Below are 19,655 nucleotides of genomic sequence, written 5' to 3'. Positions count from 1 at the left end.
CGGATTCACCACCGCGAGCCGACCGCGATCCGTCCGGAGGGGCGCCGTTGTCGGTGGCGGCTGGCACGATCGACCCATGACGACGATCGACTGGGACTCCGCGGCCGACTCCTTCGACGAGGAACCCGACCACGGTCTGCTCGACCCGGTGGTCCGGCACGCCTGGGCGCGACGGATGGAGAGCTGGCTGCCCGAAGAGCGTTCCGAGGTGCTCGACCTGGGGTGCGGCACCGGAAGCCTCTCCCTCCTCGTCGCCGGGCAGGGCCACCGGGTCACGGCCCTCGACCGGTCCCCGCGCATGGTGGAGCAGGCGCGGGCCAAGCTCGCCGGGACGGGGACCGGGGTGCTCCTCGGGGACGCGGCCCGACCGCCGGTCGGCAGACGGCAGTTCGACGTGATCATGGCCAGGCACGTGGTGTGGCTGCTGCCCGACCCGGCGGCGGCGCTGCGCCACTGGTTCGGCCTGCTGCGGCCCGGCGGCCGGCTGATCCTGATCGAAGGGGTCTGGAACGGCGTCGGGCTCTCCGCCGAGAGCCTGACCGGACTGCTCTCGGAATTCACCGAACGCGTCCACCACGAACGGCTCTCCGACGATCCGGACCTCTGGGGCAAGCGGGTCCACGACGAGCGCTACGCCCTGGTGGCCCGCGCCGTGCCGTCGTACCGGCACACCGAGGTCGTCGACGTGCACCTGATCCTCCGCCGGGGTTCCGAGGTCCTGCTCGCCCGCCGCGCCAACACGGGGTACGCGGACGGGCTGTTCAACGGCCCGTCCGGGCACGTCGAGGACGGCGAGGACGTCCGCGAGGCGATGGTCCGGGAGGCCGCCGAGGAGATCGGGCTGGAACTCGACCCGGACGAGCTGCGGGTGGCCCTGGTCATGCAGCACCGGGGCCCCGGCGGCACCCCCAGGACGGGCTGGTTCTTCGAGGCGGAGTACGACCCCGGCCGCGAACCGTACAACCGTGAGCCGGACAAGTGCTCCGAGCTGACGTGGTTCCCGCTGGACGACCTTCCGGACGACATCGTCGCCTACTGCCGGGCGGGGCTCGACGGGTACCGCGCGGGGGAGCGCTTCCTGATCCACTGGCACGAGGACGGCGACTCCGTGGCGTACCGGCCGCACGGCGTGGACCGGGCCGTTCCGCTGCCGGTCGGCCGGGCCGGCACCGGCGGGCTGCACCACATCGAGCTGTGGGTGCCCGATCTGGCGGTGGCCGAGCGGGGGTGGGGCTGGCTCCTCGGCGAGCTGGGCCACGTCCCGTACCAGCGCTGGGAGCACGGGCGGAGCTGGCGGCGCGGCGAGAGCTACGTGGTCGTCGAGCAGTCGCCCGACCTGCTCCCGGAGCCGCACGACCGCCGCCGCCCCGGGCTCAACCACCTCGCGTTCCACGTCCGGGACCGGGCCACCCTCGACGCCCTGGTGGCAAGGGCACCGGAGCACGGCTGGCGACCGCTCTTCGCGGACCGCTATCCGCACGCGGGCGGCGACGGGCACGTCGCCGCCTATCTGGAGGACGCCGCGGGGTACGAGGTGGAGCTGGTCGCCGGAGACCACCGGGAGCCCCGCCCGGCCCCGGCGGAACCGGAGCCGTACGCGGATGCCTGGGCATGGCGCCGCGAGTGACCGGGCCCGCCCGGCCGGGCTCGGGGCCGGGACCCCGGTCGGCCCGTCGGCCGAGGCCCGGCCTGCCTGCCGTCGGCCGGGGCGCGGTACCGGGCTTCCGGGGCCTCGGACCGGCAGCGACGGCTTCAGACCAGCAGCGACGCGAGCCCCTCCGTGCGGGCCAGGTGTTCCAGTTCGTCCAGTGCCCGGCGGGCCGCGCCGGCCGCCGCCGGGTCGCGTCCGGCGAGACCGCTTTCCTCGAACTCGTCCTCGTCCAGCCGCAGTACGGACGTGCCGTCCGCCGACACCCACAGGTCGAGGTCCAGGTCCTCCACCAGGAGCTGCCCGTCCCGCAGGACGGCGGGGCGGGTGACGTCGCAGTACCAGCCCTTGAGCCCGCCCGTGCCGGAACGGACCTCCTTCACCGCGTACCACCGGTCGCGCCAGTAGTGCTCGGTGAACACGTCGCCCGGCTCGAACCGCACGAAGCCGAAGTCGCGCACTCCCGGCGCCGCCCAGGGCGCGCGCACCGTCACCCGGACGCCGTCGTCGCGGACCAGCTCCGCCGGATACCGGATCTTGGTCCGCCCGGCCTTCACCAGGGCAACTGTCAGCGCGGTCTCAGCCGAGGTCGCGGACATACCGCACCTCCGTTGCACAGACCTCGTAGCCGAGCCACCGGTTGACCGCCAGCATCGGGCCGTTCGCCGTGTCGTTGCCGGTGTACGCGTCCGTGTACCCGGCGGCGCGGGCCCGGTGCAGCGAGTCGTTCTTGGCGAGCCTGGCCAGGCCCCGGTTGCGGTACGCCCGGCGGGTGCCGGTCATCCCGGACATGTACCGGGTCAGACCGTCGGTCTCCGCGAGGCTGAACGCCGCCGCCTCCCCGTCGACCACCGCGACCGTGGTCAGCTCGCGGTCGAGCAGGGGGACGTTCCAGGTGTGGTCGAGCCAGTCCTCGTAGTCGGTCAGCTCCGACGGGGTGTCGCTGGGCTCGTCGGCCGCGGTCTCGGCGTCCAGCTCGAAGAGCGGGCGCGGATCGTCCGCGAAGTCCGCGGCGGTGCGCAGCTCCACCCCCGCCGGGACCTCCTGACGGGGCGGCAGCGATCCGTCCGCCAGGCCGAGACGGAGGAAGTGCGCCGAACGGCTCGGCGCGTAGCCGCGCTTCTCGGCGAAGGCCCGGTTCGCCGGGGCGTCGAGCACCCAGGTGTAGACCGCGGTCGCGCCCTCCCGGGCCAGGTGCTCCTCGGCCGTTCTCAGCAGCAGCGCGCCCGCCCCGCGCCCGGTGTGCTCCGGGTGGGTGTACGGATTGCAGAACCCCTGGCCGGGATCGGGGCTGTCGTACGCGAGGCCGACCTGCGCGGTGCCGATGAGCTCCCCGTCCTCCTCGGCCACCAGCAGCCGGTAGCGCTTGTCGGGGTGGGCGCGGGTCAGCTCGTGGACGACGTGCTCGGGCGTCGTCACCATGAAGGGAAGCGCGGCACGCCGGATCCGTACCCAGTCCTCCGCGTCGGCGGGCAGGAAGTCGCGAACGATGACAGTCATGAACCGGACGCTACGTGCGGGGAGTCGATGTCCGCCCCTGAATTTCCAGCGGTGGCGGCAGTGGTGTGGGGGAGAATCGGGACGTGACTTTGAAGATCGTCCTTGACCCGGACTCCGGCATCGCCCCGTACGAGCAACTGCGCACGCAGATCTCCGAGCTGGCCCGCTCCGGCGCGCTCCCCGTCGGCTTCAGACTCCCGACGGTGCGCGGCTTCGCCGAGGAGCTCGGCCTTGCCGCGAACACCGTCGCGAAGGCGTACCGCGCGCTGGAGGCCGACGGGGTGATCGAGACCCGTGGGCGCAACGGCACGTTCGTCGCCGCCGCCGGTGACGCGGCGGACCGGCACGCGGCGGCCGCGGCACAGGCGTACGCGGAGCACGCGCGGCGGCTGGGCCTGCCCCGGGACGAGGCGCTGTCCCTGGTGCAGGACGCGGTACGGGCGGCGTACACGCGCTGACCCCGGCCCGGAGGCGCGGTGAAGCCCGCCGGAGGCACCGGGCCCGAGCGGCTTCGGGCGCGAATGGTGCCGGCCCGGACGGTGCCGGGTCCGAACAGGGCCGGGACGGTGGCCGGTTCGGCTCCGGGCCGGGCGCCGTCCCGGCCCGGCGCGGGGCTCAGAGGTACAGGCCCGCGTCCGCCCCGGAGTCCTGCTTCGGCACCGACGCCGGACCGCCGCCGCGGCGCAGGGCGTACAGCTCGGCGAGCGTCGCGCCCTCCCGGCCGAGTCCCTCCTCCGTGCCGAGCCAGGCCACCGACTCATCACGGGTCAGCGCGCCCACCTCGATCCTGGCGAGGCAGCGGCCGGGCCTGACCACGGCCGGATGGAGCCGTTCCAGGTCCTCGTTGGTGGTGACCCCCACCAGTACGTTGCGGCCCTGGCCCAGCAGCCCGTCGGTGAGGTTCAGCAGCCGGGACAGCGCCTGGCCTGCGGTGTGCTTGGCCTCGCCGCGGATCAACTCGTCGCAGTCCTCCAGCAGGAGCAGCCGCCACCGGCCCTTCGCCGTGCCGTCGTCCTCACCGATCGCGATGTCCATCAGATAGCCGACGTCGTTGAAGAGCCGTTCCGGGTCGAGCACGCAGTCCACCTGGCACCAGTCCCGCCACGAGCGCGCGAGGGTGCGCAGCGCGGACGTCTTGCCGGTGCCCGGAGGGCCGTGCAGCAGGAGCAGCCGGCCCGCGACGTCCTCGGGCGTGATCTTCATCAGCCGGTCCATGGCACGGGCCACCGGAGCCGTGTAGTTGCCGCGGACCTCGTCCCAGGTGCCGGCGGCGATCTGCCGGGTGGTGCGGTGCGGGCCGCGGCGCGGGGAGACGTACCAGAAGCCCATCGTCACGTTCTCCGGCTGGGGTTCCGGTTCGTCCAGGGCGCCGTCCGTCGCCCGGTCGAGGATCTCCCGCGCCAGCTCCGGGCTGGTCGCGGTGACGGTGACGTCGGCGCCGCGGCTCCAGCGGGAGACGAGCAGCGTCCAGCCGTCGCCCTCGGCGAGCGTGGCGCTGCGGTCGTCGTCGCGGGCGGCGCGCAGCACCTTGGCGGCCGGGGGCAGCAGGGTGGCCCCGGCCCTGACGCGTTCCAGGGAGGAGCTGTGCGAGTACGGCTGCTCGCCCGTCGCGAAACGGCCCAGGAACAGCGCGTCGACGACGTCGGACGGGGAATCGCTGTCGTCGACGGTGAGCCGGATCGGCAGGGCGGACTCGGGGTTGGCGGACATGGCGCCATGATCCGGCACGGGGACCGCGGGTGCACCCGGGTTTCGGCACCTCGCCGCGCCCTTCGCCGTTCCCTCCCGCGAATCCCTCCCACGAAGGAGGGCGCGGACATGACGCGGTCTCAAGGGGGCGCACGGGAGAACTCGTTGGAGCAACTTGGCATGCCCACTTCCGGTAGAGGTGCGGGTGCTGCTACCACGGACTCGGCAGACCGGGTGGAGATCCCGCCCGTCGGTCCACGGGAGGTTCCATGAAGATGTCCCGACTCGCGGCGTTCTCGTCCTCACTCCTGCTCGGTGCCGTGCTCGCCCTGACCGGTGCGGCCACCGCCCTCGCCGCCCCGTCCGTCCAGGCCGTCGACTACGTCGCTCTCGGAGACTCGTACTCCTCGGGCGTCGGGGCCGGCAGCTACGACAGCGCCAGCGGCTCCTGCAAGCGCAGCAGCAAGGCGTACCCCGCCCTCTGGGCCGCCGCGAACGCGCCCGCCTCCTTCGCCTTCACCGCCTGCTCGGGCGCCCGCACGGGGGATGTGAAGGCCAATCAGCTCGGCCCCCTCGGCTCCTCGACCGACCTCGTCTCGATCTCCATCGGCGGCAACGACGCGGGCTTCGCCGACGTCATGCTCACCTGTGTGCTCCAGTCGGAGGCCACCTGCCTCGACCGGATCGCCACGGCCCGCAGCTACGTGGACACCACCCTGCCCGGCAACCTCGACTCGGTGTACTCGGCGATCCGCGCCAAGGCGCCGTCCGCCCGGGTCGTCGTACTCGGCTACCCGCGCTTCTACCAGATCGGCGGCAGCTGCGCCGTCGGTCTGAGCGACAAGGTGCGCACCGCGATCAACTCGGCGTCCGACTACCTCAACGCGGCGACCGCCAAGCGCGCCGCCGACCACGGATTCGCCTTCGCCGACGTTGCGGGGAAGTTCACCGGCCACGAGATCTGCTCCGGGAGCTCCTGGCTGCACAGCGTCAACTGGCTGAACATCGGCGAGTCCTACCACCCCACCGCCGCCGGACAGTCGGGCGGCTACCTGCCCGTTCTCACCTCGGCGGCCTGATTCAGCCCCTCCGCGCACCCGCCGGGCCCGTCGGCCGTTCGACGGGCAGGAGACCCCGCCCGCCGGGGCCTTCGTCCGGCGGGTCGCCCCGGCCACCGGACGGGACCGGATCACTTCGCGCCCAACTCGCCCCGGCGCGAAGGGATCCGGGGGGCGGTGTCAACCCCCGTACATGTGTGCGCAATCCTGTGGCCGGGATACACGAGTGTCGTCGCGGGGCGATAGGGTTAACCTGCCCGGGGCGGGTGCCCTCGTACGGGTGGGGAGTGACATGGAACAGATAGCGATGCGGAGCAGGCCGCGTGTGCCTGCCATCACATGCGGGAGCGGTGCGACGAGTTCGCGCCTCGACCGCCATCTCGCGGTGCTCGGCGGACCCGCCGTTCCGCACCGGGAGGCCGCGGAGGCGACGCTGCTGATGCGCGAGATCACCTCGCGCGACGCCGCTCACCGCCGTCGGAGCAAGAGCGCGCGGGTGTCGCTCTTCGCCCCGTTGCGACGACTGAGGCGTTCGCTCTTCGGAAGTCACCGCTGACCCGACGGCCCGTATGACCACCCGTCGGCCCTCGGCCCGGACTCCCCGGCCGAGGTCCGTCATCCGGGCCTCTCTCCCCCCGGGGCGGTGAACGAACACACTGTCCCGGCTCCGCGCTGCTGTCGACCCTCCCGTCATCCCCGGGGCCGGCAGCGGCGCTTCGTCATGTTCACCCGGCATCGGGGCGGACCCGCGCCCCACCCGTCCGGGCAGGGCCGGCAGGCCGTTCGTGCCCGCGCGCGGGACTGTCGTGACGAGACCGCCATCCGTCCCCGCGCGTGATCGTCGTGCCCGCGCCGGGTGCCGTCACCGCCTCCCGTCACTCGCCGCCGCGCGCGTAGCGCCGTACGGACAGCGGCACGAACACCGCGAGCAGCAGCACCGACCAGAGGAGCGTCCCGGCCACCGGATGGGCGACCGGCCAGGCGGCGTCGGAGGCCGGGGTCACGTTGCCGAACAGATCGCGGGTCGCCGACGCCATGGCGCTGATCGGGTTCCACTCCGCGACCGTCCGCAGCCACCCCGGCAGGTTGTCGGTCGGGATGTACGCGCTCGACAGCAGCGGCAGGACGAAGGTGGCGCTGCCCACCTGCCCGGCGATCTCCTCGTTGCGGATCAGCAGTCCCAGCCAGCAGCCCACCCAGGACGTGGCGAAGCGGAAGAGCAGCAGCAGCCCGAAGGCGCCCAGTGCGGCGAGCGGTCCGCCCTCGATCCGCCAGCCGACCGCGAGCCCCACCAGGATCAGCGGAACCATGCCGACGGCCGTGGTCAGCAGGTCGGCCGCGGTCTGGCCGAAGGGCACGGCGGGCCGGCTCATCGGCAGCGTGCGGAACCGGTCCATCACCCCGCGCCCGCAGTCCTGCGCCGACTGGAACATTCCGACCATGATGCCGTTCGCGGCCGTCGCCGCCAGCAGCCCCGGCACCAGGAACGCGCGGTACTCCCGGCCGGGCACGGCCAGGGCGCTGCCGAAGACGTACCCGAAGAAGAGCAGCATCGTGATCGGCATGGTCTGGGTCAGGATCATCACGCCCGGGGCCGCCTTGATCCGCTGGAGGTGACGGCCCAGCATGGCCAGGCCGTCGGCGACCGGGGTGCTCGTGGCGGGGGTGACGCGCGGGGTCGTGCTGCTCATGCTGCCGTCTCCTTCGGGGGCGGGGCCGGGGTCGGGGCCGGGGGCGTGCGGCCGTCGTCGCGGCCGGTCAGGCGGAGGAAGACCTCGTCGAGCGTCGGTGGGCGCAGGCTCGCGTCGACCAGCGGTACGCCCGCCGCGTCGAGTTCGCGGACGATACGGGGGAGGGTGAGCGTGGCGTCGGTCGCGACGGTGCCCACGGTGCGGCGCTCGTGGTCGAGCAGCGGTTCGGCGCCGGTGAGCTGATCGAGGACGGCTGCCGCCGGGACCAGCGCCGATTCATGGGAGACGACGACTTCCGCGTAGCTGCCGATGCGGGCCTTCAGCTCGGCCGGGGTGCCGCGATGGGCGGCCCGGCCCCGGTCGATCAGCACGATGTCGTCGGCCAGCTGGTCGGCCTCCTCCAGATACTGCGTGGTGAGCAGGACGGTCGTGCCCTGGCCGGCCAGTTCCCGTACGGCCGCCCAGATCTGGTTGCGGCTGTGCGGGTCGAGTCCGGTGGTCGGCTCGTCCAGGAACAGCACCCGGGGGCGGGTCAGCAGACTGACGGCGAGATCGAGGCGGCGGCGCATGCCGCCCGAGTAGGTGCGGGCCGGGCGGTCTGCGGCCTCCGTCAGCTCGAAGCGCTCCAGAAGCTCGTCCGCGCGGGTGCGCACCGCGTCGCCGCGGAACCGGAGCAGCTTCGCGAAGAGCCGCAGGTTCTGCCGGCCGGACAGCTCGCCGTCGACCGAGGCGTTCTGCCCGGTGACGCCGATCGCCGCGCGCACCGCCGCCGCCGCGCGCACCACGTCGTGACCGGCGACCCGGGCGCTCCCGGCGTCCGGTGCCGTCAACGTGGTGAGCACCCGGACCGCGGTGGTCTTCCCCGCCCCGTTCGGCCCCAGCACTCCGCAGACGGTGCCCTCGGCGACCGCGAGATCGAGCCCCCGCAGCGCGTGGACATCGCCGTAGCGCTTCTCCAGACCTTCACTAAGTACAGCGTACGTAGTTGTCATGCGGCCACCGTACCGCACTACGTACGGTGTACGTAACTACGATGGGGGGCGAGGTGATGATCGATGGTGGGGCGACCCGCTGTACCCGAAGTGATCTGGGCGCGCCCCGAGCGTGCGGGCCGTGGGCCCCGGCCCGCGTTCAGCCGCGCCGACATCGCGGCGGCTGCCGTCCGTATCGCCGATGCGGACGGCTTCGACGCGGTCTCCATGCGGAAGGTCGCGGCGGAGCTCGGCTGCGGCACGATGTCGCTCTACAACTACGTGCCGCGCAAGGAGGACCTGTACGAGCTGATGCTCGACGCGGTCAGCGCCGATTACGAGTACCCGGAACCGTCCGGCGACTGGCGCGCCGATCTGGTCGCACTGGCCCATCAGGCCCGCGCGATGATGCATCGCCACACCTGGGTGCCCCGGCTGATGTCACCCGTGTACGGCTTCAGCCCGAACGCGTTGCGGTATCTGGAGTACACGCTCAGCCTTCTGGACGGCGTCGACGCGCGGTTCGGCGAGAAGATGGAACTCATCGCCATGGTCAACGGTGTGGTCACCACCTATGTGGCCAACGAGATCGCCACGGCGGAGCGCAGCCGGTCGCTGCCCTGGTCCGAGGAGCAGGAGCACGCCGCGCGCACGAACTATCTGATCAGCCAGATCGCCACCGGGAAGTATCCGCGGATGGCGGCGGGATTCGCCGAGGACTCCGGGCCGATCGATCTGGAGGGGGTCTTCGACCGGGCGCTCGCCCGGGTGCTGGACTCGTTCGACCGGTAGTTCCCCGGCGGCGGCCGGGCTCTTTCCGCCGACGGGCCCGGCGGGCCCACCGGTCCGGCTCCGGACACCGCGACCGCCGGAGGCCGGGTCACAGCAGTGCGAACTGCCCCTCCGGACCCTCCTCCTGATGGCCCAGCACGGACGCGGGCCGACGCGCGGCGGCCGGGACCGGCAGGACCCCCGCCCTCCGCAGAGCGGCGGCCGTGACCGGCGGGCCGACGTCCAGGCCCTCCTGCCGGGGGCGGAGTTCGGCCAGCAGGGCGAGCAGGGCGATCAGCTCCAGCAGCTCCGAGGTCCACTCCTGGGGCCAGGCCCGGGGCCGGATCGCCTCCAGGCCGTCCGTGTCCGGTGCGCCGGGCGCCGCGCGGCGCCCGAACCACAGCTCCAGCATCCGGACCCCGCCCACCCGGAACTCCCAGGCCCCGGCGGGCACGGGCGAGATGCGGCCGGTGCCCAGCACGAGCGTCTCCGTGTCCGGGTCGTACTTCGGCGCGGCCGGTACGGCCGGGACCGCGGCCCGCACATAGGGGCGCCGCCCGCCCGGCAGCCGCGGGCGCTCCCCGCCCCGTGCGCCCCGCAGCTGCAGCCGCGCCAACTCCCGCCCCAGCTCCACCCCGGCCGACCAGCGCGCGGTGTCGGCGGGCAGCGGCACCACGCATCCGGCGGGCGAGGGACGGGCCGCCGCGAGCACCCACGCCAGCACGGTTTCCGCGGTGACCGATTCCCCGTGGTGCCCTCGCAGCAGCGCGAGCAGCCCCGGGGCCAGGTTGGGTTCGAGGCCGTCGGGCCGCCGGTACAGCGGACGGATCCGGCCCGGCCGACCGGCGGGGGAGTGGCCGTCCGGGAGCAGCGCCGTCACGGACAGGGCGGGGCCGGGGTCCCGGGGCACGCACCCGTGCTCCACGACGAACAGCTGGTGCCCGTCGGCGACCCGCCACAGCTCGGGGCGGGCGGCATCGAGCAGCCGGTGGTCGGGCAGCAGCCACTGCTGGTCGAACGGGCCGTGCGCGATCCGCACCGGCTCGGGGCACGGCCCGTCCTCGCGGGCGAACCGGCCGGTGCCGGTGGCCTGTCCCGGCAGCGCCGCCACCGAGGTCCGCGGATCACGGGAGCGGGTGATCCGGAACAACCGTTCGCGCTCGTCGGCCGGGGCCCGCACCAGCCGCTCCCAGCGAGCCCTGAGCGAGGCGGCGTCGGGGGCGAGGACCCAGGGGCGCCCGGTGCGCAACGGCCGTACGGACCAGGGCATGAGGTCGTCGAGGAGCGGGGCGTCCGCGTCCTGGCCGTCGCCAAAGCCGCCCGCCGCCCGTGCTGCCACCGTGCCGCCCTCCCCGTCGCCACGCCCGCCGCCTTCCCCGGCATCGTAGCCGCGCCCGTGCGGAGCGGTCCCGCCTCGCGGCAAGGGGCTTCAGTGGGCCTCCAGGGTGACCGAGAAGGAGAAGCGGTCGCCCCGGTACCGGATCCGCGCCACGTCGACCACCCGGCCGCTCTCGTCGTACGTCACGCCCGTGTAGAACAGGATCGGGCTCAGCAGCGGCACCCGCAGGAGCTCGGCGGTGGGCGGGTCGGCGAGACGGGCCTCGACGGTGTCGGTGATGCGCGCGATCCGGACGCCGACCCGGTCGCGCAGCACCTTGGTCATCGGCCAGCGTTCGAGGTCGGCGACGTCGAGACGGGCCGCGACCTCGGGATGCACCATGTTCTCCGCCCAGTTGGTGGGCTCGTCGTCGTTCTCGTCGTGGCGCAGCCGACGGTAGCCGACCACCTCCGCGCAGCCGGGGAAGTACTCGCAGAGGTCCCCGGGCACGGCGACCGGGCCGTGCCCGAGGACCTCGGTCCGCTCGCCCGACTGCTGGGCCACGATCGCGTCGATCGAGCCGAGCAGCCGGACCGGCGACACCCGGCGGGCGCGCGGCTCGATGAACGTGCCGCGCCGCCGGTGCCTGCTGATCAGCCCCTCCGTCTCCAGCTCCTTGAGCGCCTGGCGCATCGTCAGGACGCTGACGCCGTAGTGCGCGGCGAGCTGTTCCTCGGTGGGCAGCCGCGCCGACGCGTCCTGGGACCGGCCGAGTATCGAGGCGCGCAACGACTGCGAGACCTGGTACCACAGCGGCAGCTTGCGGTTCAGGACCAACGAGTCGGGGGCGAAGGCCGGCCCCGGGGGCGTCTTGGGCATCTGGGGCACCTGGGTCACCTGGTCTCTCCGTACTGCGACACGGCGGACGCGCCGACGCGGGGCCGGGCTACGGCCTGAAGTTGCGGCTCAGACCCTGCCACACGTCGTCGTAGCCGTGCTGCAGATGACCGGCCGTCGCCGCCTGCGCGGTCGCCGTCACCGGCCAGCGGGTCTCGAACATGAAGGCCAGGCCGTCGTCGATCTTCTGCGGCTTCAGCTCCGCCTCGCTGGCCCGGTCGAAGGTCTCCCGGTCCGGGCCGTGCGCCGACATCATGTTGTGGAGCGAGCCGCCGCCCGGCACGAAGCCGCCCCTGCCGGCCGTCTTCGCGTCGTACGCGCCCTCGATCAGGCCCATGTACTCGCTCATCACGTTGCGGTGGAAGTACGGCGGCCGGAAGGTGTCCTCGCCGACCAGCCAGCGCGGCGCGAAGACGACGAAGTCGACCCCGGCCAGACCGGGGGTGTCGGACGGCGAGGTCAGCACCGTGAAGATCGACGGGTCCGGGTGGTCGTAGCTGATCGAGCCGATGACGTTGAAGCGGCGCAGGTCGTAGACGTACGGGGTGTGGTTGCCGTGCCAGGCGACGACATCGAGCGGGGAGTGGTCGTAGGTCGCGGACCAGAGGTTCCCGCAGAACTTGTTGATCACCTCGACCGGGCGGTCGTCGTCCTCGTACGCGGCGACGGGGGCGAGGAAGTCCCGGGCGTTCGCCAGGCCGTTGGCGCCGATCGGGCCGAGGTCGGGCAGGGCGAACGGCTGGCCGTAGTTCTCGCAGACGTAGCCCCGGGCGGTGGCGTCGAGCAGCTCCACGCGGAACCGGACACCGCGCGGGATCAGCGCCACGTGCCCCGGTTCGGCGCGCAGCAGGCCCATTTCGGTGCGGAGCAGCAGGCCGCCCCGCTCCGGGACGATCAGCAGCTCGCCGTCCGCGTCGCTGAACACCCGGTCCGTCATGGACGTGTTGGCGCTGTAGAGGTGCACGGCCATGCCGGTGCGCTGCGTCGCGTCGCCGTTGCCGCCGAGGGTCCACAGGCCGGCCAGGAAGTCCGTCCCGGCGGCGGGCTCGGGGAGCGGGTCCCAGCGCAGCCGGTTGGGGTCGGGCACGGACTCGGTGAACGGGGCGGTGCGCAGGGCGCCGTTGTCGATCCGGGCGAACGGCGGATGGGCGGCCGAGGGACGGATCCGGTAGAGCCAGGAACGGCGGTTGTGGGCGCGCGGCTCGGTGAAGGCGGAGCCGCTCAACTGCTCCGCGTAGAGCCCGAGGGGCGCGCGCTGGGGGGAGTTGCGGCCGTGCGGCAACGCTCCTGTCACCGCCTCCGAGCTGTGCTGATTGCCGAAACCGGCGGAGTAATCAAGCGCCTCCGCCGTCTTCCTCGCCTGCTCGATGCCGCTCATCCGCGCTCCCGGTGCCGAAGAAATCCTATGGACAACCGTAGGAATTGAATCGGGGTGCGTCAACGGCATTCGTGACGCACAGGGGGGTTTCAAAAGTTGAGCAATGCTCTACTCTCCCGCACATGTCGTGGACACGAAGACTTCTGGTGGTTCTGGTGGCGCTCGCGGCCGCCCTTCTCGCGGCCCCCGCCGCGCAGGCGCACGAGGAACGTCCGGTCGAACTGCCCGACGGAACCGGGAGTGTTCCCGTGCACCGCACGGGCGAACCCGATCTGCTGGTCTGCAAGGGCGACCGGGCGGACTTCGAGCGCCGGGTGGCGGGCTTCCCGGCCGGGCTGCGGGCCCGGAACCTGAAACTCTTCGACCGCTGCCTGAAGTCCGGCTTCCGCCATCTGCAACAGGCCGTCGACGCGGTCGACGGGCCGGGCATGAACATCGCGATCCTGCCCGGCCTGTACGAGGAGGAGCCCTCGCTGCCCGCACCGGCGGGGGAGTGCGCCCGGCTGAAGGCCCCCGACTCCAAGCTCGGCTACCAGATCCTGTCGTACGCCCAGCAGGCGCGGTGCCCGCACAACCAGAACCTGGTGGCGATCCTCGGCAAGAAGAACCTCCAGATCGAGGGCACGGGCGCCGAACGCACGGACGTGGTGATCGACGCCAAGTACCAGAAGCTCAACGCGATCCGCGCGGACAGGTCCGACGGCGTCTACTTCAAGAACTTCACCGCCCAGCGCACCACCTTCAACTCCCTGTACGTCCTGGCGCAGGACGGCTTCGTCATCGACGACGTCCTCACCCGGTGGAACGACGAGTACGGCTTCCTGACCTTCGCGAGCGACCACGGGCTGTACAAGAACTGCGAGTCGTACGGCAACGGCGACTCCGGCATCTACCCCGGCAGCGCGTCGAACATCAACGACCGGCACGGCTACGACGTGCCGCGCTACGCGATCGAGATCACCGGCTGCCGCAGCCACCACAACATGGTCGGCTATTCGGGCACCGCGGGCGACTCCGTGTACGTCCACGACAACGAGTTCGACCACAACATGGGCGGCGCCTCGATGGACAGCGCCTTCCCCGGCCACCCCGGACTGCCGCAGAACCACGCCCGCTTCGAGCGCAACCTGATCCACGACAACAACGCCGACTACTACCGGTACGTCGCCGACGGCACCTGCGCCGGGCCGCCCGTGGACCGGGGCTACGAGGAGGGCGTCGTCTGCCCGCAGATCTCCATGCCGCCCGGCTCCGGGATCATCACCGCGGGCGGCAACTGGAACCTGTACGAGAACAACTGGATCTACGGGCACCGGCGCACCGCCTTCTACCTGACCGCCGTCCCCGCCTTCATCCGGGGCGAGGAGACGTTGTCCAGGCAGACCGACACCTCCCACCACAACCGGTACGCGGGCAACCACCTCGGCAAGGACAGGGCGGGCAACTCCCGGCCCAACCGCACCGACGTCTGGTGGGACGGCCAGGGCGGCGGCAACTGCTGGCAGGCGGACACCGGCGCGTCGTCCCCGCGCACCCTGCCCACCTGCGGCGCCGAGCGCGGTGCCGTGTCCGGCGGCAGCGACCGGCTCGTCGGCGAACCGGTCAAACTGGCCCAACTGCTGGTCTGTGCCGACTACGACGTGCAGGCGCGGCGGCTGCCGGCCGGTTGCGACTGGTACGGCGCGCGGGGCATCGAGCGCATCGAGACACAGGTGGCGCTGGCGATCGCCGCGGTGCTCGCGCTGGTCGGCGGGGTGCTGTGGTGGCGCAGACTGCGGGGCAGCCGGTTCGCCACCGCCGTCACGGTGCTCGGGGCGATCGGCCTCGTGCTGGACGTCGCCGGTTCGACGACGGGGCTCGCCTCCTCCCACGTGCCCGCGCTGGCGCTGCTGCTGACCGGGGTGTGGTGGACCGGGACCGGGCTCGTGCTGCGGCGCGAACGGCCGTGGCTGGGGTGGACCACGGTGGTGCTGGGCGCCCTCACGCTGCTCGACGCCGTCGACAAGGCCGTGTTCATGATCCCGTGGATTCCGCTGAGTCCGGCCTGGGTGCGGGGACTCCTCGGTGTGATCTGGGTGGTGTGGGCCGTGATCGCCACCGCCCGGCACGGCGAAGGGGGCGGAGAGCCCGAAACGACGGAAAACCCGGAGACGGCACGGACCGCGGAAGCGTCACGGACCCCGGAAGGAGACGGAGAGTGAAGCGTCTTCGCAGGCGGCTGCGGGCCGCCCGGCCGGTCGTCACGGCCGTCACCGTGCTCACCGCGGGCACCCTCGTCCTCGGGGCGAGTGCCTGTGGCGGGCGGGCCACCACCCACCACAAACCCGGCACGAGCCACGAGCAGGCCGACGGCGACACCGGCCAGCTGCTCACCACCGAGGACGGCTCGGGCAACCGGCTGCGCGAGGTCGACGCCGAGGGCGCCCCCGCCGTGACGGTCGCCGTACGGCCGGACTCCGAGGACGGGTGGAACGTCCGCCTCTCCGTACGGAACTTCAGATTCACCCCGGACAGCGTGGGCGGCGCCGCCCTCCTCGGGCGCGGCCACGCCCGCCTGTTCCTCGACGGGCACCCCCTCGCACGCGTCTACGGCTCCTGGTACCACCTCCCCGCCTCCCTCGTCCGCGGCGCGGGCGGCGGCACCGGCCTCACCGTCCGGCTCTACGCCGACGACCACACCGCCTGGGCCGTGAACGGCGCCCCCGTCCAGGCCGCCGCCTCCCTCGCCACCTCTCCGAAGCCCACCGCCTCTCCGAAGCCCGCCGCCACACCCCGCCCCGACACGGTCCTGGAGATCGTCGTCTCCCACGGCAGGGTCGACCCCGCCCCCGGCCGCACCGAGGTCAGGAAGGGCGGAACCGTCCAACTGCGCGTCCGCAGCGACCGCGCCGACACCCTCCACATCCACGGCTACGACAAGGAGGCCCGGCTCCCCGCGGGGCGCACCGTCACCCTGACCCTCACCGCCGACCGCAGCGGGCTCTTCGAGGTCGAGACGCACGAGTCCGACCTGCTCCTGACCCAGCTCGTCGTACGGTGAACGCCCTCGCCCACGGCATCGGCGCCCAGCACGACCTGCCGCTGTCCCCCTTCTACGCCTTCGCCGGAGCCTTCGCCGCGCTCTTCGTCTCCTTCCTCGCGCTCGGCCTGCTCTGGTCCACCTCCCGGTTCCGCGGGGACCGGGCGGGCCTCCCGGTCCCGGCCGCCGTCCAGCGACTCGCCGACGCCCGCCCCACCCGTACCGCCCTGCGCGCCCTGGGGCTCGCCGCCGGGCTGTTCGTCGTGCTCCACCTCCTTCTCGGCCCGGACGACCCGGAACGCAACCCGGCCCCCGGTGCCGTGTACGTGCTCCTCTGGGTCGGGCTGGTCCCCGCCTCGCTCCTCCTGGGCCCCGTCTGGCGGCTGGTCAACCCGCTGCGCACCGTCCACCTCGTCGCCTGCCGCGTGCTCGGCCGCGACCCCGACGAGGGGCGCCCCCCTCCCGCCCGGCTCGGGCTGTGGCCCGCCGCGGCCGGGCTCCTCGCCTTCACCTGGCTCGAACTCGTCGCCCCCGACCCCGCGTCGGCCACCGCCCTCCTGCTCCTCCTCGGCCTCCACGCCACCGTCCAGCTCGCGGGCGCCGCCCGGCACGGCGCAGGGTGGTTCGACCACGCGGACGCCTTCGAGGTCTACTCCGGCCTGCTCGCCCGGCTCTCCCCGCTCGGCCGCCGTCCCGCCGACGGTCGGCTGGTGCTCCGTTCGCCGTTCAACGGTCTCGACGCCACCCCGCAGCTGCCCGGACTCGTCGCCACCGTCTGCGTCATGCTCGGCTCCACCGCCTACGACGGTTTCTCCGACGCCCCCTCCTGGATCGCCACCGTCCAGACCTCACCCCTGGGCCGCACCACCGCGGCCACGCTCGGACTCCTGGCCGCCGTCGCCCTCGTCGCCACCCTCTACGCCCTGTGCGCCGGGGCCGTCCGGCTGATATCCGGCCGGCTCCGCCGTCCGCTCACCTCCTTCGCGCACTCGCTCGTCCCGATCGCCCTCGGCTATCTCGTCGCCCACTACTTCACACTCTTCGTCACCGAGGGTCCACGTACCGTCATGATGGCATTCGGCACCGACGGCCCCGCCCCGCCCGATCCGCCCCTGGGCCCCGGCGGCGTCGCCACGCTCCAGGTCGTCGCGATCGTCCTCGGCCACGTCCTCGGCGTCATCGCCGCCCACGACCGGTCCGTGCGCCTCTTCCCGCCCGGCCGTGCCGTCGCGGGGCAGCTCCCGCTGCTGCTCCTGATGATCATGTACACCGTCGGAGGGCTCTCGTTGCTCATCGTGTGAGAACCGACCCCGGCCGACCACCCGTCGCAGAGGAGACCCACGGCATCATGGAGCCCGTGCCCCATGCCAACACGAACCTCCGCCGCGCCCCCGTGCAGCAGCGCAGCGCCGAACGTCTCGCCCGGATACTCGACGCCTGCGCCGAACTCCTCGACGAGACCGGCTACGAGCAACTGTCCACCCGGGCCGTGGCCGTGCGCGCCGAAGTGCCCATCGGCTCCGTCTACCGCTTCTTCTCCAACAAGCGCGCGCTGACCGACGCACTGGCCCGTCGCAACCTGGACAGCTACGCCGAACGCGTCACCGCCCGCCTGGTCACCATCCCCACCACCGACTGGCGCAGCGCCATCGACGCCGTCCTGGACGAGTACCTGGCCATGAAGCGGTCCGTGGCCGGATTCGCCCTCGTCGACTTCGGCGCGCCGGCCCCCGTCGACGACCCCGCGGGCGACGCCAACCGCCGGGTCGCGGGGCGGCTCGCCGAACTGCTCGCCGGGCACCTCGGCCGTGCCCCCGACGAGGTGCTGCTCCGCACCATCCTGGTCTGCGTCGAGGCCGCCGACGCCGTCCTCCGGCTCGCGTTCCGCAGCGACCCGTCGGGCGATCCGGCCATCGTCGCCGAGACCCGCATCCTACTGCGGGCCTACCTGGCGCGGCTCCTGGACTGAGCGCGGCTCCCGGACCGAGCCGCGAGGGCGGGGCCGGGTTGCGCTCATCGGGTGGCCACCGCGTTGACCTGGGGTTTTGCTCGTATTGCTCGCACGTCTGCCTCTTGTCGACGCTGCGAGACGCGCCCTAACGTCATCCGCACCGCCGACTTCGGCGGGAGTTCAAGGGTGAGCGATAGGTATCCCACATGCTGACAATCCTCGGCTTCGCCATGATTGCGACCTTTCTGGCCCTGATCATGACGAAGAAGATGTCGCCGATCGCGGCGTTGGTGCTGATCCCCGCGCTGTTCTGCGTCGCCGTCGGACAGGGCGCGAAGCTCGGCGACTACGTCATCGACGGCGTCGGCAACCTGGCCCCGACCGCCGCGATGCTGATGTTCGCCATCGTCTACTTCGGCGTGATGATCGACGTCGGCCTCTTCGACCCGATCGTGCGGGGCATCCTGCGCTTCTGCAAGGCCGACCCGATGCGGATCGTCGTCGGCACGGCGGTGCTCGCCGCGATCGTCTCGCTCGACGGCGACGGCTCCACCACGTTCATGATCACCGTCTCGGCGATGTATCCGCTCTACAAGCGCCTCAGGATGAGCCTGGTCGTGATGACCGGTGTCGCCGCCACCGCCAACGGCGTCATGAACACCCTTCCCTGGGGCGGCCCCACCGCCCGCGCCGCCACCGCGCTCAAGCTCGACGCGGGCGACATCTTCGTCCCGATGATCCCGGCGCTCGGCGTCGGACTGGCCGCCGTGCTGCTCCTCGCCGTCGTGCTCGGCCGGCGCGAGCGCAAGCGGCTCGGCACGCTCACCCTCGACGAGGTGCCGGCCACCGAAACGGTCACCGAGCCGGAGGCCGTGCTCGTCGGGGCGGGAGCCGGCGGGGACCGCATCCGCAAGGGCTCCGGCGGAGCGGGCACGGGCGCAGGTGCGGACGGGGACGCGGGTGCGGGCAGCGGGACGGGCACGGACGCGGGGAACGAGGAAGAGGACGTGGACGGGGGCTTCAAGGGCCTGGACCCCGACCGGCCCACCCTGCGCCCCCGGCTGTACTGGTTCAACGCGGGCCTCACCATCGCCCTGATCACCGCGATGATCATGGAATTGATGCCGATCCCGGTGCTGTTCCTGCTCGGCGCCGCCCTCGCGCTCACCGTCAACTTCCCCCACATGCCCGACCAGCGGGCCCGCATCGCCGCCCACGCCGACAACGTCCTCAACGTCTCCGGCATGGTCTTCGCCGCCGCCGTCTTCACCGGCGTCCTCTCCGGCACGGGCATGGTCGAGCACATGGCCGACTGGCTCGTCGGCGCCATCCCCGAGGGCATGGGCCCGCACATGGCGATCGTCACCGGCGTCCTGAGCATCCCGCTGACGTACTTCATGTCGAACGACGGCTTCTACTTCGGTGTCGTCCCGGTGCTCGCCGAGGCCGGTGCGGCCCACGGCGTCTCCCCGCTGGAGATCGCCCGCGCCTCCCTGGTCGGGCAGCCCCTGCACATGTCGTCCCCGCTCGTCCCGGCCGTCTACGTCCTCGTCGGCATGGCGAAGGTCGAGTTCGGCGACCACACCAGGTTCACCGTCAAGTGGGCCGCGCTCACCTCACTGGTGGTGCTCGGCGCCGGTCTCCTGTTCGGCATCGTCTGACCGTGCGACACCCCGGGAGCCCGGCAGGGGCCGACTCGGGCCGGCCCCTGCCGGGCGCCCCCGGGGGGGGGGGGGGGGGGCCCCCCCGCCCCCCCGCGGCGCG

General features: G+C 72.9%; 17 protein-coding genes and 1 pseudogene. 10 read left to right on the top strand and 8 right to left on the bottom strand.

Translation table 11 applies throughout. The features are described from left to right. Positions 1-76 precede the first annotated feature (76 nt). A complete protein-coding gene (locus ACWCXX_RS25505; RefSeq protein ID WP_451131008.1) occupies positions 77-1,627 on the top strand; it encodes a methyltransferase domain-containing protein in 1,551 nt (516 codons plus the stop codon). Between the two features lie 125 nt (positions 1,628-1,752). Here ACWCXX_RS25505 and ACWCXX_RS25500 read toward each other — a convergent pair whose 3' ends face one another. Continuing rightward, positions 1,753-2,247, bottom strand: coding sequence for a DUF402 domain-containing protein (locus ACWCXX_RS25500; RefSeq protein WP_451131006.1), 495 nt, complete (start codon positions 2,245-2,247; stop codon positions 1,753-1,755). Then, complete coding sequence (locus ACWCXX_RS25495; protein WP_451131004.1) at positions 2,228-3,148, bottom strand: GNAT family N-acetyltransferase; 921 nt, start codon at positions 3,146-3,148, stop codon at positions 2,228-2,230. The genes ACWCXX_RS25500 and ACWCXX_RS25495 overlap by 20 nt, the downstream gene beginning before the upstream one ends. An 83-nt stretch (positions 3,149-3,231) precedes the next feature. Between ACWCXX_RS25495 and ACWCXX_RS25490 the strand changes: the two genes are divergently transcribed. Beyond that, entirely contained in the window at positions 3,232-3,606 is a 375-nt protein-coding gene (locus tag ACWCXX_RS25490; RefSeq protein WP_451131002.1) for a GntR family transcriptional regulator, read from the top strand. Positions 3,607-3,763: 157 nt separating this feature from the next. Here the strand turns inward: ACWCXX_RS25490 and ACWCXX_RS25485 are convergent. Then, a pseudogene (locus tag ACWCXX_RS25485) lies at positions 3,764-4,893 on the bottom strand (DUF5925 domain-containing protein). Positions 4,894-5,106: 213 nt separating this feature from the next. Between ACWCXX_RS25485 and ACWCXX_RS25480 the strand changes: the two are divergent. Further along, on the top strand, positions 5,107-5,916 hold the full coding sequence (locus tag ACWCXX_RS25480; RefSeq protein ID WP_451131000.1) for an SGNH/GDSL hydrolase family protein: 810 nt from the start codon (positions 5,107-5,109) through the stop codon (positions 5,914-5,916). A 271-nt stretch (positions 5,917-6,187) separates the two neighbouring features. Continuing rightward, a complete protein-coding gene (locus ACWCXX_RS25475) occupies positions 6,188-6,451 on the top strand; it encodes a hypothetical protein (RefSeq protein ID WP_451130998.1) in 264 nt (87 codons plus the stop codon). A gap of 319 nt (positions 6,452-6,770) precedes the next feature. Here ACWCXX_RS25475 and ACWCXX_RS25470 read toward each other — a convergent pair whose 3' ends face one another. Both ACWCXX_RS25470 and ACWCXX_RS25465 read right to left on the bottom strand, forming a co-directional pair. Next, the gene (locus tag ACWCXX_RS25470; protein ID WP_451130996.1) at positions 6,771-7,586 is read right to left on the bottom strand and encodes an ABC transporter permease; all 816 of its coding nucleotides are present in this window, start codon (positions 7,584-7,586) and stop codon (positions 6,771-6,773) included. Beyond that, positions 7,583-8,578 carry an ATP-binding cassette domain-containing protein gene (locus tag ACWCXX_RS25465; protein WP_451130994.1) on the bottom strand — a complete coding sequence of 332 codons (996 nt, stop codon included), beginning with the start codon at positions 8,576-8,578 and terminating at the stop codon, positions 7,583-7,585. The genes ACWCXX_RS25470 and ACWCXX_RS25465 overlap by 4 nt, the downstream gene beginning before the upstream one ends. 63 nt (positions 8,579-8,641) lie before the next feature. Here ACWCXX_RS25465 and ACWCXX_RS25460 point away from each other — a divergent pair, with 63 nt between their 5' ends. Continuing rightward, the gene (locus ACWCXX_RS25460; RefSeq protein WP_451130992.1) at positions 8,642-9,349 is read left to right on the top strand and encodes a TetR/AcrR family transcriptional regulator C-terminal domain-containing protein; all 708 of its coding nucleotides are present in this window, start codon (positions 8,642-8,644) and stop codon (positions 9,347-9,349) included. An 88-nt stretch (positions 9,350-9,437) separates the two neighbouring features. Here ACWCXX_RS25460 and ACWCXX_RS25455 read toward each other — a convergent pair whose 3' ends face one another. The 3 genes from ACWCXX_RS25455 to hmgA form a co-directional block, all read right to left on the bottom strand. Then, the gene (locus tag ACWCXX_RS25455; protein WP_451130990.1) at positions 9,438-10,667 is read right to left on the bottom strand and encodes a type ISP restriction/modification enzyme; all 1,230 of its coding nucleotides are present in this window, start codon (positions 10,665-10,667) and stop codon (positions 9,438-9,440) included. A gap of 90 nt (positions 10,668-10,757) precedes the next feature. Continuing rightward, positions 10,758-11,525 (bottom strand): GntR family transcriptional regulator, encoded by a 768-nt coding sequence (locus ACWCXX_RS25450; protein ID WP_451130988.1) that lies wholly within the window; start codon positions 11,523-11,525, stop codon positions 10,758-10,760. Between the two features lie 67 nt (positions 11,526-11,592). After that, positions 11,593-12,921 carry a homogentisate 1,2-dioxygenase gene (gene hmgA, locus ACWCXX_RS25445; protein ID WP_451130986.1) on the bottom strand — a complete coding sequence of 443 codons (1,329 nt, stop codon included), beginning with the start codon at positions 12,919-12,921 and terminating at the stop codon, positions 11,593-11,595. A gap of 122 nt (positions 12,922-13,043) precedes the next feature. Here hmgA and ACWCXX_RS25440 point away from each other — a divergent pair, with 122 nt between their 5' ends. The 5 genes from ACWCXX_RS25440 to ACWCXX_RS25420 all read left to right on the top strand — a co-directional run bounded on the left by ACWCXX_RS25440 (position 13,044) and on the right by ACWCXX_RS25420 (position 19,552). Further along, the gene (locus tag ACWCXX_RS25440) at positions 13,044-15,122 is read left to right on the top strand and encodes a right-handed parallel beta-helix repeat-containing protein (protein WP_451130984.1); all 2,079 of its coding nucleotides are present in this window, start codon (positions 13,044-13,046) and stop codon (positions 15,120-15,122) included. A gap of 17 nt (positions 15,123-15,139) precedes the next feature. Then, a complete protein-coding gene (locus tag ACWCXX_RS25435; protein ID WP_451131111.1) occupies positions 15,140-15,961 on the top strand; it encodes a hypothetical protein in 822 nt (273 codons plus the stop codon). Continuing rightward, positions 15,958-17,241 (top strand): hypothetical protein, encoded by a 1,284-nt coding sequence (locus tag ACWCXX_RS25430; protein ID WP_451130982.1) that lies wholly within the window; start codon positions 15,958-15,960, stop codon positions 17,239-17,241. Before ACWCXX_RS25435 ends, ACWCXX_RS25430 begins: the two co-directional genes overlap by 4 nt. Before the next feature lie 47 nt (positions 17,242-17,288). Further along, entirely contained in the window at positions 17,289-17,909 is a 621-nt protein-coding gene (locus tag ACWCXX_RS25425) for a TetR family transcriptional regulator (RefSeq protein WP_451130980.1), read from the top strand. A 188-nt stretch (positions 17,910-18,097) separates the two neighbouring features. Further along, positions 18,098-19,552, top strand: a complete 1,455-nt coding sequence (locus ACWCXX_RS25420; protein WP_451130978.1) for a CitMHS family transporter — start codon at positions 18,098-18,100, stop codon at positions 19,550-19,552. Positions 19,553-19,655: the final 103 nt, after the last annotated feature.

The sequence above is a fragment of the Streptomyces sp. NPDC001732 genome (assembly GCF_053596315.1).
The sequence above is the reverse complement of the archived record's forward strand: the minus strand, read 5'-3'. Positions and strand labels throughout refer to the sequence as shown.

Bases quoted from the DNA above. Each gene is read 5' to 3' on its own strand.
- ACWCXX_RS25475 (WP_451130998.1), top strand. From the start codon at position 6,188: ATGGAACAGATAGCGATGCGGAGCAGGCCGCGTGTGCCTGCCATCACA.
- ACWCXX_RS25500 (WP_451131006.1), bottom strand. From the start codon at position 2,247: ATGTCCGCGACCTCGGCTGAGACCGCGCTGACAGTTGCCCTGGTGAAG.
- ACWCXX_RS25440 (WP_451130984.1), top strand. From the start codon at position 13,044: ATGTCGTGGACACGAAGACTTCTGGTGGTTCTGGTGGCGCTCGCGGCC.
- ACWCXX_RS25505 (WP_451131008.1), top strand. From the start codon at position 77: ATGACGACGATCGACTGGGACTCCGCGGCCGACTCCTTCGACGAGGAA.
- ACWCXX_RS25470 (WP_451130996.1), bottom strand. From the start codon at position 7,586: ATGAGCAGCACGACCCCGCGCGTCACCCCCGCCACGAGCACCCCGGTC.
- ACWCXX_RS25480 (WP_451131000.1), top strand. From the start codon at position 5,107: ATGAAGATGTCCCGACTCGCGGCGTTCTCGTCCTCACTCCTGCTCGGT.
- ACWCXX_RS25420 (WP_451130978.1), top strand. From the start codon at position 18,098: ATGCTGACAATCCTCGGCTTCGCCATGATTGCGACCTTTCTGGCCCTG.
- ACWCXX_RS25460 (WP_451130992.1), top strand. From the start codon at position 8,642: ATGGTGGGGCGACCCGCTGTACCCGAAGTGATCTGGGCGCGCCCCGAG.
- ACWCXX_RS25425 (WP_451130980.1), top strand. From the start codon at position 17,289: ATGGAGCCCGTGCCCCATGCCAACACGAACCTCCGCCGCGCCCCCGTG.
- hmgA (WP_451130986.1), bottom strand. From the start codon at position 12,921: ATGAGCGGCATCGAGCAGGCGAGGAAGACGGCGGAGGCGCTTGATTAC.
- ACWCXX_RS25495 (WP_451131004.1), bottom strand. From the start codon at position 3,148: ATGACTGTCATCGTTCGCGACTTCCTGCCCGCCGACGCGGAGGACTGG.
- ACWCXX_RS25450 (WP_451130988.1), bottom strand. From the start codon at position 11,525: ATGCCCAAGACGCCCCCGGGGCCGGCCTTCGCCCCCGACTCGTTGGTC.
- ACWCXX_RS25465 (WP_451130994.1), bottom strand. From the start codon at position 8,578: ATGACAACTACGTACGCTGTACTTAGTGAAGGTCTGGAGAAGCGCTAC.